At 72.3% G+C, this 14,408-nt stretch carries 10 protein-coding genes; 5 read left to right on the forward strand and 5 right to left on the reverse strand.

All coding sequences use genetic code 11. The annotated features are described in order from the left end of the window. Nucleotide 1: 1 nt before the first annotated feature. From LN251_RS31415 to LN251_RS31435, 5 genes are all read right to left on the reverse strand, one after another. Nucleotides 2-1,237: an SGNH/GDSL hydrolase family protein gene (locus LN251_RS31415; RefSeq protein WP_458247538.1), complete on the reverse strand. Its 1,236-nt coding sequence runs from the start codon at nt 1,235-1,237 to the stop codon at nt 2-4. After that, entirely contained in the window at nt 1,234-3,597 is a 2,364-nt protein-coding gene (locus tag LN251_RS31420) for a glycosyl hydrolase family 95 catalytic domain-containing protein (protein ID WP_458247539.1), read from the reverse strand. The genes LN251_RS31415 and LN251_RS31420 overlap by 4 nt, the downstream gene beginning before the upstream one ends. A 20-nt stretch (nt 3,598-3,617) precedes the next feature. Further along, nucleotides 3,618-5,417, reverse strand: a complete 1,800-nt coding sequence (locus LN251_RS31425; protein WP_458247540.1) for an alpha-galactosidase D — start codon at nt 5,415-5,417, stop codon at nt 3,618-3,620. 26 nt (nt 5,418-5,443) lie between these two features. Further along, nucleotides 5,444-6,631, reverse strand: coding sequence for an ROK family protein (locus tag LN251_RS31430; RefSeq protein WP_458247541.1), 1,188 nt, complete (start codon nt 6,629-6,631; stop codon nt 5,444-5,446). 202 nt (nt 6,632-6,833) lie between these two features. After that, nucleotides 6,834-8,627, reverse strand: a complete 1,794-nt coding sequence (locus LN251_RS31435) for a M4 family metallopeptidase (RefSeq protein ID WP_458247542.1) — start codon at nt 8,625-8,627, stop codon at nt 6,834-6,836. A gap of 262 nt (nt 8,628-8,889) precedes the next feature. Between LN251_RS31435 and LN251_RS31440 the strand changes: the two genes are divergently transcribed. From LN251_RS31440 to LN251_RS31460, 5 genes are all read left to right on the forward strand, one after another. Further along, a complete protein-coding gene (locus tag LN251_RS31440) occupies nt 8,890-10,086 on the forward strand; it encodes a serine hydrolase domain-containing protein (RefSeq protein ID WP_458247543.1) in 1,197 nt (398 codons plus the stop codon). Nucleotides 10,087-10,188: 102 nt separating this feature from the next. Continuing rightward, entirely contained in the window at nt 10,189-11,181 is a 993-nt protein-coding gene (locus LN251_RS31445) for a hypothetical protein (RefSeq protein ID WP_458247544.1), read from the forward strand. Between the two features lie 59 nt (nt 11,182-11,240). Then, nucleotides 11,241-11,918, forward strand: coding sequence for an AIM24 family protein (locus tag LN251_RS31450; protein WP_142148862.1), 678 nt, complete (start codon nt 11,241-11,243; stop codon nt 11,916-11,918). A gap of 185 nt (nt 11,919-12,103) precedes the next feature. Further along, nucleotides 12,104-13,189, forward strand: coding sequence for a tetratricopeptide repeat protein (locus tag LN251_RS31455; RefSeq protein WP_458247545.1), 1,086 nt, complete (start codon nt 12,104-12,106; stop codon nt 13,187-13,189). Next, entirely contained in the window at nt 13,186-14,223 is a 1,038-nt protein-coding gene (locus LN251_RS31460; RefSeq protein WP_458247546.1) for a polyprenyl synthetase family protein, read from the forward strand. The genes LN251_RS31455 and LN251_RS31460 overlap by 4 nt, the downstream gene beginning before the upstream one ends. Nucleotides 14,224-14,408: the final 185 nt, after the last annotated feature.

Below are 14,408 nucleotides of genomic sequence, written 5' to 3' on the forward strand. Positions count from 1 at the left end.
CTCACCTCTGTCCGGTGCAGTCGAGGCGCGAGAGGTCGACGGCGTCGGCCATCGCCTGCATGCCCTTGTCGTTGGGGTGGATGTGGTCGCCGCCGTCGAAGAAGGGCAGCATCCGCTCGTGGTCGTAGGGGCTGCGCAGGATGTGGTCGAAGTCGGTGACCGCGTCGAAGTCCCCGCTGCCACGCAGGTAGGTGTTGACCTCCTGGCGTACCGCCTCCGCCGCCGGGTCCCACTCGGACCAGCCCTTGAAGGGAGCGACGGTCGCGGCGACGACGCACTTGCCCGCCGCGTGGACCCGCCGGGCGATCTCGCGGTAGCCGGCGATCAGGTCCTGGGCGGTGACCCCGGTGTGCGCCTTGATGTCGTTGACGCCCTCGAAGAGGAAGACGGTGCGCACGCCCGGCTGGGACAGGACGTCGCGCCGCAGCCGGTTCAGGGCGCTCTGGCCGGCGCCGTCGGCGAGGACCTTGTTGCCGGAGATCCCCTCGTTCGCGACGCCCTTGACCTGGGTGTGGGCGGTGCGCAGGCGGCGGGCGAGGTAGTCGGGCCACCGGCGGTCGAGGTCGGTGGTGGACTGCCAGCCGTCGGTGATGGAGTCGCCGAGGGCGACGACCGCCGCGGCGCCGGTGGGCGGGCGTACGGAGACGGCGTCGAGGTAGGCCCAGGACCCGGTCGTCTCCGTCCAGGACCGGGCGCCCTCCTCCGCGGTGTGGTCGCCCTGGGTGGCGTAGGAGGTCTGCATGGCCATCCAGTGGCCGGTCGCCGGGCCCGCCGCGTCCGGCGTGTGGACGCTGATCGCCAGGTCGGCCCCGGCCGGGACCCGGCCCGGCAGCGGGTCGCTGAGGGCGACGCCGCCGGCGGGAACGACCACGGAGCGCGCGCCGGCGAAGGTCAGCGGGTGGTTGCTGCCGTGGACGACTTCCGCGCCGTCCCCGTGCAGACCGGCGTAGACGCTGTCGAAGGTCACGGGCCGGTCCCCGAAGGCGTTGGAGAGCCGGATGCGCAGATCGCCGCCGCCGACGCTGGTGCGGACGACCAGCCGGTAGCTGCGGTCGGCGACGGCGTCGCCCATCCGGTCGGCGCTCGCGCCCCAGGTGACCACGTCCCGCCGGTCAGGGGTGCCCAGGACGGTGAACGGGTGCGCCACCTCTGAGGCGTGCCCCGGTGCCGCCTGGACCGTGCCGGCCAGCACCAGCAGGGCGGCCAGCCGGGCGGCTCGCGCGAATCGGCCCCTCACCGCACAAAGTCCTTCCCCTCGAGGATCATGGAAGCGCCGGGTTCCACGATCACGGTCCGGGATGCGCCGCGGTAGGCCACCGTCGTACTGCGGCCGCCCACGCTGCGGATACGCACCTCGGTCGGCCTGCCGTCCGTCCAGCGTAGGTCGACTACGAATCCGCCGCGCGCCGGAGCCCCGGTGAGGGAGCCGGAGGCGGCCCAGGCGTCGGGCAGCGCCGGGAGGAGCTCCAGGTGGCCCGGGCGGGAGTACAGGAGCATCTCGGTCACGGCCGCCGGGGTGCCGAAGTTGGCGTCGATCTGGAAGATGCCGTTGCCCGGGCCGAGTTCGTAGATGTCGAAGAGGTTGAAGGCGGTGCCGTTGCCGCCGCCGGTCGACGGGCGGAGGTTGTTGACGATCAGCTGGTAGGCGTGGTCGGCGTTCTTCAGGCGGGCCCAGCACAGGCTGCGCCAGGCGTTGGCCCAGCCGAAGCTGTTCATGCCGCGCGCGGTGAGCAGGGCGGTGGCACCGTCCACGATGTCGGCCGGGGTGGAGCCGTCGGGGCGGATGCGGTCGCCGGGGAACAGGCCGACGAGCGGGGAGAGATGACGGTGCGTGGTCTCGCCGAGGTTGTCGGGGGACATCCACTCCTCCAGCCAGCCGGTCTTGGGGCTGACCTGGGGAAGGTAGAGGCGCTTGCGCAGACCGGCGACTGTCTGCGCGAAACCGCCGTCGCGCTTCAACGCGGCCGCGGCCACGAGATAGTTGCCGAACAGGGCGTGCACGAGCTCCTGGGCGTAGGTGATCCCCTTGGCGTCCAGCGGGCCCTGTTCGGGCGACCAGTCGCTGTCGGCGATCAGCACCTCGCGGGTGGTGCCCGGCAGGGTCGTGGTCAGCAGCCGCGCCTGCCAGAACTCGCAGGCACCCTTGAGGAGCGGGTAGATCTTCTCCAGGTGGGAGCGGGAGAGGGTGTACTCGTAGTGCTCCCAGAGGGTGTTGCACAGCCAGGCGTTGCCCCCCGGGTGCCACCACCAGCCGCCTCCGCCGTAGGGGTTGGTGGAGATGGCGACGGTCCAGCCGGCGTTCTTGCCGGTGGAGTTGCGGTAGCGGTTGCGCGGATCGTTGAACAGGCGGCGGGTCAGGTCGGTCCAGGAGGGCAGCTGGGCGACGCAGTAGTCGGTGAACGCCTCGAAGCAGCCGGACAGGCCGACGCGGTCGGCCATCCAGTAGTTCATCTGGATGTTGATGTCGGTGTGGTAGTCCCCCATCCACGCCGGGTCGTTGCCGTCGAGCCACAGGCCTTGCAGGCCCATCGGCAGGCTGCCGCGCGACCCGGAGACCATCAGGTAGCGGCCGAAGTGCACGTACGCGGCTTCGAGTTCGGGGTCGGGCTCGCCGTCGCGGGCGCGCGCCCGGATCCGCTCCCAGGTGTCCAGGGAGCGCTGCTCGGGAGTCGAGGCGCCCAGGGAGAGGCCGAACGCGCCGGACGCCGCGCGGTAGTCGGCGACATGGGTGCGCAGCAGGGTGTCGGCCGAGTGGGCGACGGCGTCACGCACCTTGGCGCGGGCGAGCTTTCGGGGATCGAGCGAGGGGTCGCGGTAGTTCCTGGCTGCGTCCGGCGCGTAGTTGGTGCCGCCGCTGACCACGACGGTGAGGTCCTTGCAGCCGGAGAAGGAGATGTGTGCGCCGTTCACGGCGACGCGCCCGGCGGTGGTGTGGGCGGTGACGGCGGCCCCGTACTTCAGGCCGTTGGGAAACGCCGAGCCGAAGGAGAGCGCCGCGTCCTCGCCGTGGGTTCCGGCCAGCGTGACGGTGCCGGTGTAGCGCCCTCCCCCGCTCTGGGCGAAGTGCAGGACGATGACGTCGTCGGGGCGGCTGGCGAAGATCTGCCGTCGGTAGGTGACGCCGGAGCGGATGTACCACGTGGTCACCACGCCCCGCTCCAGGTCGAGGGTGCGGCGGTAGTCGGAGACGGCGCCGAGGTCGTGGTCGGGGAGGTCGACGGTGAGCCGGGCGAGCAGGGTGAGGGAGCCGAAGTCGTCGCGGCCGTAGGGGAACTGGCCGTCGGCGTCGAGGGTGTCGTTGAGGCCCCCGGTCCACAGGGTGGCGTCGGTGAGCAGGAGGAGTTCGTGGCCGGGGTCGTTGCTCGCGAGGGCGCCGAGGCGGCCGTTGCCGACCGGGAGGCCCTGTTCGATCATGGAGTCGTCGTCGGCGGGCGCCTGCCACCACAGCTCGTGGCGGGGGTCCGCGCCCTGGACGATCTCGGCGGTGGTGGGCCGCTGGGGCGCGGCGGACGCGATGAAGGCGGGCAGGGTGGCGAGGGCGGCGCCGGTCGCGGTGGCGAGGGCGAGCACGTCGCGTCTGGGCAGCGGGGTGTTCATGACGGCTCCTGGTGGCTCGGTCAGGACGACTTGGGTACGTCGATCCGGTCGATGTCGGGCGCGTAGCCGTTGCCGCTGTCGAAGGTGATCGTGTTGGAGCCGGCCTTGAGGGTCAGGGCCACGCTCACCGTTTCGACCGTGGACCAGTCGCCGGTCGAGGGGAACGTGTGGTGGGTCGCGCCGCCGCCGTTGGCGGAGACGGCCGCCGAGCGGGCGTCACCGCTGACGTAGGCGATCTTCACCTGGTAGGTGCCCGCCTTGGGGACGACGACGTCGTTGACCGTGAGCTTGCCGCCCAGGTAGAGGTTGCCGACCTTCTTGCCGCCGGAGCAGGCGGAGCAGTCGGCGACGGAGGCGTTGCCGCCGAGCGTGTTGCCGCTCGCCTCGGCCTCGTAGCCGGTGAAGGCGAGTGCGATGCCGTGCGGGGTGACGGTGAACAGGCGGGAACCATGGGCGGGCAGGGCCTCGGTGACCTTGTCCTTGAAGCTGCCGAGGTTCTCGTGGTTCCACAGGTCGCGTACGGCGGCCTTGCCGGTGAAGCCGAGGGAGGCCCAGGAGGCGGAGACCGCGGCGGGGCTGTCGGCGAGGTTGAACAGGGCGACGGTGTAGCTGCCGTCGGGGTTCTTCGCGGCCCACACCTGCTGCGGGTCGGAGGGGGTGATCGGGCGTGCGGGCGGGGTGGCGCCCTGGTTGAGGGCGATCACCTCCTTGTTGGTGAGCAGCGAGAGGCCGTAGGAGTCGAGTCGGGTGAGGTCGTCGCCGGTGTACAGGGGTGACTTGGCGATGGCCCAGAGGGTGGCGTAGCTCTGGCGCTCGGCCTTGGTCAGGCCGTCCATCGCGCCGTTGCCGACGTCGAGGGAGTCGAGGTCGTTCCAGCCGCCGGGGCCTGCGTGGCGGGTCCAGCCGGGGGCGTCGTCCCAGCGGTCGTCGACGGAGTTCTCCCAGCTGACAAGGGTGTTGCAGTAGCACTCGACGTCGGTGTCGATGCGCCAGCCGTTGGAGTACTTCTTCCAGTCGGCGGCGTGGCCGATGTCCAGCGACCAGGAGACCTCGAGGTGGATCGGGCGGCCGGTGGCGGCGATGGCCTGGTGCCAGGCGGCCACGTCGGCAACGTTGTCGTACTGGTCGCCGCTCTTTCCGGAGCCTGGGCCGACTCCGTCGAGCTTGAGGAAGTCATAGCCCCAGCCGGCGATCAACTGGGCCTGGGAGTCTATGTACTTCTGGGTGCAGGGGCGGGAGAAGTCGAGTTTGTAGGAGCTGTCCCAACCGTTGGTGGTGCGCAGGTCGCCGTAGACGATGTCGGCGGTGGTGCAGCCGTCGGCGTTCCGGATCGGTGTCCTGCCGTCGTCGTACGCCTCCTTCTCCAGGCCGGCGGGGAGGTAGATGCCGGCCTTGAGGCCCTTGGCGTGGATGCGGTCGGCGACGGCCTTCATGCCGCTGGGGAACCTCTTGGGGTCGGCCTGCTGACGGCCGTACCGGTCGTACTCGGGTTTCCAGGTGGTGTCGCGCCACCAGCCGGCGTCGATGTTGACGTACTCGTAGCCGAACTTCTTCAGCTTGGCGGCCAGGGCGTCGGTCTGCTCGGTGACGTTGGCCTCGGTGAGGTAGCTGTAGTCGCCGTCCGGGTTGAGGCCGGGGTATTTGGACGACTGCATGCTCCAGCTCGACCAGCCCATGTAGGGCTTGGCGGCGATCGGTGCCGGGTCGGCGGTCGCGGCACGGGCCGCGGGGGCGACGGTGACGGCGCCCGCGGCGAGGGCCAGGACCACCGCGGTTCTCAGGGCGCGTGCGGGCAGGACGGAGTACGAGGATGACCGCATGGGTCGTGCCTCCAGGGAGAGTTGGTTCAGCGGCTCGGGTGCGGGTCGTCGGGGGTGATGAAGGACTGGATCGCGGTGGCGGCGGCCCCGCGGGCCCACTCCTCGAAGGGCAGCGGGCGGGTCTGTACGTCGCACTGGGCGGCGGAGCCGAAGGCGGCGGCGGCCAGGGTGACGCGGATCTGCTCGGCGAAGAGGTCGTAGGCGGCCAGGCCCTCGCCGGAGATGATCACGCGTTCGGGACCGAGGAGGTTGGCGACGGTGGCGATGCCGCGGCCGATGGCCTCGCCGGCCCGGGCGTACACCTCGCGCACACCGGGAACTCCCCGGTGGGCGAGGGAGACGGCCTCGGCGGCGTCGCGGATCTGGAGGCCCGTGGCCTCGCGGACCTGCCGGACGATCGCCTCCTCCCCCGCGATCGCCTCCACGCAGCCGCGGTTGCCGCAGTGGCAGGGCGGGCCCGCCGGGTCGACGGTGACATGTCCGATCTCGCCGGCCACGCCGTGGGCGCCGGCGACGACCCGGCCGTGCACGACGAGACCGCAGCCGATTCCGGCGCCGACGGTCACCACGGCGAAGTCGGACAGGCCCACACCGGCACCGAACCACTGCTCGGCGACGGTGAGGGCGCGTACGTCGTTGTCGACGGTGACCGGCAACCCGACGGTCAGGGAGGCGAGTTCGGCGAGGGGCACGTCACGCCAGTTCAGGAAGGGCGAATAGCGCACGACGCCCTCGGCGCGGTCGACGTCCCCGGAGACGGCGACGCCGAGGCCGTGGACGCCGACGCCCAACTCGTTCGCTTGGCAAAGGAGTTCGGCCACGACATCCGAGATCGCCGCGAGGACCGGCTGGGGGGCGCGGTCGGCGAGCGGCACGCGGCGGGCGCCGCGGGTGCGGCAGCACAGGTCGGTGAGGACCCCGATGATCTCGTCGCCGGTCACCTTGACCCCGAGGAACAGGGCACGTCCGCCATCGACGCGCACCGGGTTGGCCGGCCGGCCGAGCGCCGGGCGCGCCTCGTCGGCGGCGTCCTCCACCAGGTACCCGGCCTCGATGAGGGGCTTGACCGCCTTGGTGACGGCGGCCGGCGACAGCGCCGTGCGCCGGGCCACCTCCAGCCTGGTGAGGGGCCCTTGGGACAGGACCGTGGTGAAGATCTGCGAGGCGGCCGGCGTGTTCGCCGGGAACGTCTCGACGCGAGGGGTCGGGCGCATGGCCGGGAACCTATGCCCCTTCTTTTCCCTCGTCAATAAAAGAAGCGGGATTGGCCTGTGAGAGGGCTGTCAGCGCCGGGCGGCACGAGAGGAGACGCCGGTCCGGGGAGGACCGGAAGGGCCCACTGCCCCTCCCGCGGCGCCGAGTTCGGCGTGTCCGACGAGGTGGAGGGGCAGTGAGCGGGACGCGGGTGGTGCGGCGTCAGTGCCGGTCGGCCGGGGTGTTGGCCTCGGTGACGTTGACGGCGGCCCAGGACTGGTCCACCGTCCGGTACTCGACGCTGTTCGCGCCGTACAGGTCCTGTGCCGCCTTCAGCGTCGCGACGCGCGCGTCGTGGAAGTCGGTCGTGGAGACCATGTAGCGGGTCAGGGCGCGGTAGTAGATCGCCGTGGCCTTGGTGCGGCCGATGCCCTTGACCGTGGAGCCGTCGAAGGTCGGCGAGTCGTACTTGACGCCGCCGATCGTCTTCTGGCCGCTGCCCTCGGCGAGCAGGTAGTACGCGTGCGAGGAGACGCCGGAACCGGCGTGCACCTCGGCGTCGTACACCTCGGGCGCCCAGTAGTCGATGGTGCCCTCGAGCTTGTCCAGCGACGGGTGGTCGAGGCGGCGCAGGAACTTCTGCGCCAGGCCCATCTTCTCGCCGATGAGGTAGTCCGGCTTGTCCGTCGCGTTGTTGGTGGCGAACTCGACGTTGGAGGCGAAGATGTCGGCCAGGGACTCGTTCAGCGAGCCGGGCTCGCCGTACTGGTTGCCCTGGTCGTCCACCCGCGTCGGCTCCAGCTTGGCGGTGGCGTCCACCACGCCGTGGGTCAGCTCGTGGCCGGTGACGTCCAGGGCGACCAGCGGCTTCTTGAACATGTCGCCGTCGCCGTCGCCGTACAGCATGCAGCCGCAGTCGGAGTCCCAGAAGGCGTTGGCGATCTTCTTGCCCCAGTGCACCATCGCCTTGGCGGGCTTGCTGTTGTTGGCGATGCCCTTGCGCCCGAAGGTCTTCTTGTAGAAGTCCAGGGTCTTGGTGATGCCGTACTGGGCGTCGGCCGCCGCGCTGTTGCGGCTGGTCGTGGCGCCGTTGCCGAAGACGTCGTTCTTGGTGGTGATCTTCGTGCCGCGGCCGAAGCTCTCCGTGTAGCTGCCCTTGGCGTCCCGGGTCTCGCTGCCGTAGCGGGTGGGGTCCTTCAGCTGGAAGGTGGTGCGGGCCGTCTGGGTCGTCTTCAGCGGGACCTTGCCGACGAAGAGGGACTTGCCCGTGCCGTTGGCCGTCACCGGGTAGCGGGTGGCGGCGGCCGCCGATCCCGCCAGGAGCCCGGCGCTCTGCGCGCCGGCGCCGGTGACGGGCGCCGAGGTCTCGCCGCGCTCGCGCAGGGTGTCGAGCAGCTTCGGCGAGAGGAACTCGTCGTTGTCGGGCAGGTTGCTGCGCACCTTGCCGCTGACGGCGTCGACGACGACCGTGCGGGAGCCGGCGCCCTGCGTGCTGGTGCTGTCGCTCACGGACACCCGGTAGGCGAGCGCGGAGGCTCCGTCGCGGGCGTCGACGACGAGTTCGGCCGGGCCGGCGTCACCCTTGGCGACCGATGCCGCCTTCTGCTCCGCCTCGGCGGCGGAGAGCTTCGCGCCGGAGGCCGGGGCGGCCTTGACGGCGTGGTCGGCGGCCCGGGTCACGCCCGCGTACGAGAGCTGCCGGGTGAGGTGGACGACGAGGTCGCCACCGAGGACCGGCAGGCCCTGGTGCGTCCGGGTGAACCGGACGTGCCGCGCCCCCTCGGGGTCGATCATGACGTCCTGAGCCTGGAGGTCGTCCCCGTGGGAGACGCCCGTGGCCGAGGCGTGGGCGAAGGCGGCGGACTCGGCGGCCGACACGACGGCGGAGGCCGAGGCGTCGGCGGCGGTCGCGTGGGTCCCCGTGTCCGGGCCCGCGAAAGCGGTGCCCGCAAGGCCGGTGGCGGCCGTCGTCACGGCGACGGCGACCGCCACGCTGCGTATGTGCGGTCTGCGCACTGGTGAGGGTTTCCTTCCTCGCAGAGCGGCCGGGATCACCAACCGCCCTGAGGGATGGCGCCGTTGGGCGCCATGGGGCTGGTCGGGCCCTGGAACGGAACCCTTTCGGATGAGTCATGCACATGTAAAGCCCAAATGATCGCTTTCCATGCGATAGAGGGCAATACTTTGCAAATCCACGCCGCTCGGTGATCGGAGGGTCACCAACTGTGTGTCATCTGTGGAGATGTGACGAGACGGAAGCAGGTTGCCTCCAGTGAATGTGACTCATCTCGCAACAAGGGGAACGGCCCTGGGCGCGGCCGCGCTCTGCCTCCTCGCCGGAACCGCGCACGCCGCACCGGCGGGCCGGCTCCCCGCGCCGGATCTCGCGGGTGTCGACAGCGTGCTGCGCACCGCGCTGCGCCAGGGCGCGCCCGGGGCGATCGCCCGCGTCGACGACGACGGCACGGTCCGCACGAGGGCCTTCGGCGTCGCGGACCGCGGCACCGGACGGGCCATCTCCAACGCCGACCGGTTCCGCATCGGCAGCGTCACCAAGGTCTTCTCGGCGGTGGTGCTGATGCAACTGGCCGACGAGGGGAAGCTGAACCTGGACGCGTCCGTCGACCGCTACCTGCCCGGCCTGCTGCCCGACAGCCGGATCACGGTGCGTCAGGTACTGGGCCACCGCAGCGGCCTGTACGACTACACGAACGACATGTTCGCGAAGTCGGTCTCCGGCTTCGAGTCGGTCCGCTCCAAGGTCTTCACCTACCGCGAGCTGGTGAACCGCTCACTGCGGCACGCCCGCACCAACGCCCCCGGCGCCGCGTACGCGTACTCCAACACCAACTTCGTGGTCGCCGGGATGCTCATCGAGAAGCTCAGCGGCCACTCCGTCGGCACCGAGTACGCGCACCGCATCATCGAGCCGCTGAAGCTGCGGGACACGTTCTACGTGCACCCGGGCACGACCATCCCCGGCCGTTACGCCCGCGGCTACCTCACCCCGGACTCGGCGGGCGCCCCGCTGGTGGACGCGACGCGGCAGACGGTGTCCTGGGCGCAGAGCGCAGGCGCGCTCATCTCCAGCACACGGGACCTGGACACGTTCCTGTCGGCCCTGCTGGGCGGGCGGCTGATGTCGGCCTCGCGGCTCGGGCAGATGGAGCGCATGATCCCGGTGAACAGCACCCAGGCCTACGGACTCGGTCTGCGGCGCCGCGACCTGTCGTGCGGGGTCTCGGTGTACGGCCACACGGGCGCCGTCCAGGGCTACTACACCTACGCCTTCGCGACGAAGGACGGCCGCCGCAGCCTCACCGCGCTCGCCAACATCTCCAACAACGGCGCCGTCCTCAACACCATGCTGGGCACGCTGGAGTCGGCGTTCTGCGGCAAGCCGGCGAAGGTCCGGCGCGGCTCCGCGGCCGTGGAGCGCCAAGGGGACATGGCTCCCGAGGTCGCGCGGGACTGATCCCGGACCGTCCCCGGTCCGGTGCGGCCGCCGCCGGACCGGGGGCAGCGGGTGATGGGCCGGGGGCGGCGGGTGGTCGGCCGTGGGCGGACACTGGTACCCATGACGCGCATCTCCCGTCGCGCCGCGCTGCTGGGCGCGGCCGGCTGCGTGTGCGGGGCGGCAGGCTGCACCGAGCGTTCGCCCCGGGCCGCCGCGCGCCCGCCGGGGACCACCCGGACGGGGCCCGCCTCGCCGTCGCCGCGTCCGTCGCGCGGCCGCGGACTGCCGCGCACGACACCGTGGCGCCCGAGTGCGGCCGAGGTCACCCCAGCCGCGAAGCTGCGCGCCGTCCAGCTCGTCGAGGCGCTCGGCGCGTGGCGGCCGGGGGAATCCGGCACCGCCGCGGCCAGGTCACGGGTGAGCGCCCTGCACCTCGGCCCCGCTCTGGCGGACCAGGCGGGCCCCCTGCTGCCGACGGCGGACGCGGCCGCCGTGCAGGTGATCGACGCCCAGTACGGCGGCATCCTCGCCGACTCCGCGAGCGTCCTGGTGGTGTGCCGCCAGTGGACCCGCACCCCGGACCGGGTGAGCGCCGGCGGGACGACCGTGGACGTACGGCTGGTCCGCACGGCCTCCGGCTGGACGGTCACCGCCCTGCACCCGGCCCACCCGGGAGCGGCCGAGCGGCGACCGCCGTCCCGGGTCCGCGAGATCATGTCCGACCCGCACATCGAACTGCCGCCCGCCGCTCGGGCGGACCTGCTCGCCGGACGGGTCCATGACAGCGTCCTCGCCGCGATGCTGCGACTGGCGGGCACCTACCGGATGTCCGTCAGCGTGGTGCGCTCCGGCCATCCCCTCGATGTCTTCGGCACCCGCCGCCCCAGCGATCATCCGCGCGGTCGGGCGTTCGACGTGTGGCGGATCGACGGCCATCCGGTGGTCGACCCGGGCACCTCCCGCACGCTGATCGAACGCTTCATGCGGGACGCGGCGGCCGCCGGCTCCTACAACGTCGGAGGCCCGCTCCGGCCGTCCGGCGGCGCCACCGCGAGCCAGTTCTTCAGCGACGCCACCCACCACGACCACGTCCACATCGGTTTCCGCGCCTGAAGCACGCACTCCGTTCCGCGATCTTGGCGGAACGAACCCCTCCGGGACAGGATGCCCGCATGAAGGGTTCCCTCTTTTCCAGCGAGCACATGGTGCAGCCGGCCACCGCGCCCGGCATGACCGTCGAGAACGCCAAGTGCATCAAGTACGCGGTCAACGGCGAGATGCTCGCCCGCCAGGGCGCGATGATCGCCTATCGCGGCAACCTGCAGTTCGAACGCAAGGGCCAGGGCGTCGGCGGCATGCTCAAGCGGGCGATGACCGGTGAGGGGCTGCCCCTCATGGCGGTGCGCGGGCAGGGCGAGGCCTGGTTCGCGCACGAGGCGCAGAACTGCTTCATCGTGGACGTCGACCCCGGTGACGAGTTCACGGTCAACGGCCGCAACGTCCTGTGCTTCGACGCCTCGCTGTCGTACCGGATCTCCACCGTGAAGGGCGCGGGCATCGCCGGCGGCGGACTGTTCAACAGCGTCTTCACCGGGCAGGGCAGGCTCGGCCTGATCTGTGAGGGGAACCCGCTGGTCATCCCGGTCTCGCAGCAGTACCCGGTGTTCGTCGACACCGACGCGGTCGTGGGCTGGACGGCCGGTCTGCAGACCTCGCTGCACCGCTCGCAGTCCATAGGCTCGATGCTGCGCGGCGGCTCGGGCGAGGCGGTGCAGCTGATGCTGCAAGGCGAGGGGTACGTGGTCGTGCGGCCCAGCGAGGCGACCCCGCAGAAGGCCCAGCAGCACTGACGCCCCGTCGGGTGATCTACGCCTCACAGGCAACCTCGCCGACGCGCGCGACGTCTTGACCGACATCAGGTGATGCCCTGGTCCCTTGGGCCAGGGCACTTCTTCGACGCTCTATACATGCCATGTATACACAGGGTGTAGAGATGGTGGGTAGACATGGCGTGTATAGCGACCGAAAGGGATGCATGTACGGCAAGGCATTCGCTCCGGAGTACCAGGGCGCCCTCACCACGCTGTCCGTCAACGCCTCACTGACCGACGTACTGGACGCCGGAACACGGCAGTTGAAGGAGGCCGAGCGGGAGGGGCGGCACGGGGAGGCGGCGCGCTCCGGTCTCGCGGTCGCCGAGGCGCAGCGCCGGCTGGGCCGGATCGGGGACGCGGACCGCGCCTGGAAGGCGAGCTACCGCGCCGCCCGGCAGGCCGGTGACACCGCGGCGATGGCCTGGGCCCTGTGGAGCGGCGGCACCCTGGCCCGGCAGCGGGGCGCGTTCCCGCTGGCCCGGCGGCTGCTGGCGCTGGCGGCCGAACTCGGCGAGCGCGGCGGCGACGTGGTCGTACGCGGCTACTCCCTCGCGGGACTCGCCGAGACCGGACGCATCCAGGGCGACTACGAGGAGGTCGCCCGGCTGCACGAACAGTTGCTGGCCGAGGCCCGGCGGCGCGGCGAGGCACGGCACACGGTGTGGGCGCTGGAGGGCATCGCACAGATCCACCGCAACCGGGGGGACTACGACACCGCCCTCGCCCTGTTCGAGGAGGCGGCCGACATCGCCGCGCAGGCCGACGACCGGCGCGGGCACGCCTGGGCGCTGCGCGGCCTGGCCGACATCGTCTCGGTCCGGGACGGCGACGTCGAGCGGGCGCTCGAACTGCTCTCGGAGGCGGAGCGCACCTGCCGCACCATGAACCTGTCCAGCGCGCTGGCCTACAACCACAAGATGCGCGGCAACGTCCTGTACCGCGCCGGGCGTTACGCCGAGGCCCGGGACCTCTACGAGCAGGCGCTGGCGGAGTTCCGGGCGATGAGCGAGCCGCGCGGGCAGGCACTGGCACGGCTCGGGCTGACCAAGTCACTGGCCCGGCTGGGCCGCGACCGCTCCGAGACCGCCGCCGAACTCGACTCACTCGCCGACGAGTTGGACCGCATAGGTCTCAGGCACGCCCGGCGGATGGTGGCGCGGGCGCAGCAGGAGCTCCTGGGCTCCGACGCGCGGCGCGCCGACCCGTGCTCCACCCCGGCCGGCGTCCGGGCGGAGGCGGCACGGTGACCGCGCCCGTCTCGGCGCTGCCCGCGCCGCTCGACACGGCCCTGACCCTCGCACGCTGCCGGGAGCTGGTGCGGCCCGCCCTCGCGGACGCGGTCGGGCGGCTGCATCCATGGGTCGGAGAGATGGCCGCGTACTCCTTCGGCTGGTGCGAGGTGGGCGGCACGCAAGCCGCCGGCTCCGGCGGCAAGGGGGTGCGGCAGGCACTGGCCGTGCTCGGCGCCGAGGCGTCGGGCGCGTCCGGACGGGCCGGAGTGCCGGCGGCGGTCGCGGTGGAACTGGTGCACGCCTTCTCACTGCTGCACGACGACATCATGGACGGCGACGCGGCCCGGCGCGGCCGCCCCGCCGTGTGGCGCGCGTACGGCACCGGACCGGCCGTCCTCGCGGGCGACGGCCTGTTCGCCCTGGCCGTCGAGACGCTCGCCGCGGTGCCCGGCGGCGGGCGGGCGGTACGGATGCTGTCCGTGGCCCTGGGCGACCTGGTGCACGGGCAGGCGGACGACCTGCTGTTCCCCGGACGGCCGTGGACGGGGCCCGGGCGTGTCCGGCCGGAGGAGTACCGGTCGATGGCCGAGAGGAAGACCGGCTCCCTGCTGGGCTGCTCGCTCGCCCTGGGCGCGCTGCTCGGCGGTGCCGCGCCGGCCGCGGTCGCCGCTCTCGACCGGGCGGGCCGGCAGCTCGGCATCGCCTTCCAGATCGCCGACGACGTACTCGGCATCTGGGGCGACAGCGCCGTCACCGGCAAGCCCGTCCACGCCGACCTGCGGGAACGGCGCAAGACGTTCCCGGTGCTGGCCGCGCTCGCCTCGACGGCCCCCGAGGCCGGCCGGCTCGCCGCGCTGCTCGACACCGGCGGCGAGCCCGAGGAGGCCGCCGCCCTGATCGAGGCGGCCGGCGGGAAGGCGGCGGCCCTGGCCGAGGCACACCGCCACATCGCCGCCGCCGAGACCACCCTCACCGACACACCGCTGGAGGACGGCACCCGGGAGGAACTGCGCTCCCTGGTGGGCTTCCTGGTCCGACGCGAGCGGTAGGACGGACACGGGGACAGGGCGGTCCGTCGGCGCGCCGGGTACCGCTGGAGCCGTCGGCGCGCCGGACGCCGTGGGGCCTGCGCGCGGCGGGCCCGGGCCGCCGTGGGGCCGTACGCCCGGGGACCCTGGCGGGTCCGGGTTGACCAGGGGCGTTGCCGGGGGTCAGGGTGCAGACGGTGCGGATC

The sequence above is a fragment of the Streptomyces sp. MAI_2237 genome (assembly GCF_054189285.1).

Coding starts and splice junctions, on each gene's coding strand:
- LN251_RS31425 (WP_458247540.1), bottom strand. CDS start 5,417: ATGCGGTCATCCTCGTACTCCGTCCTGCCCGCACGCGCCCTGAGAACC.
- LN251_RS31420 (WP_458247539.1), bottom strand. CDS start 3,597: ATGAACACCCCGCTGCCCAGACGCGACGTGCTCGCCCTCGCCACCGCG.
- LN251_RS31450 (WP_142148862.1), top strand. CDS start 11,241: ATGAAGGGTTCCCTCTTTTCCAGCGAGCACATGGTGCAGCCGGCCACC.
- LN251_RS31455 (WP_458247545.1), top strand. CDS start 12,104: ATGTACGGCAAGGCATTCGCTCCGGAGTACCAGGGCGCCCTCACCACG.
- LN251_RS31445 (WP_458247544.1), top strand. CDS start 10,189: ATGACGCGCATCTCCCGTCGCGCCGCGCTGCTGGGCGCGGCCGGCTGC.
- LN251_RS31430 (WP_458247541.1), bottom strand. CDS start 6,631: ATGCGCCCGACCCCTCGCGTCGAGACGTTCCCGGCGAACACGCCGGCC.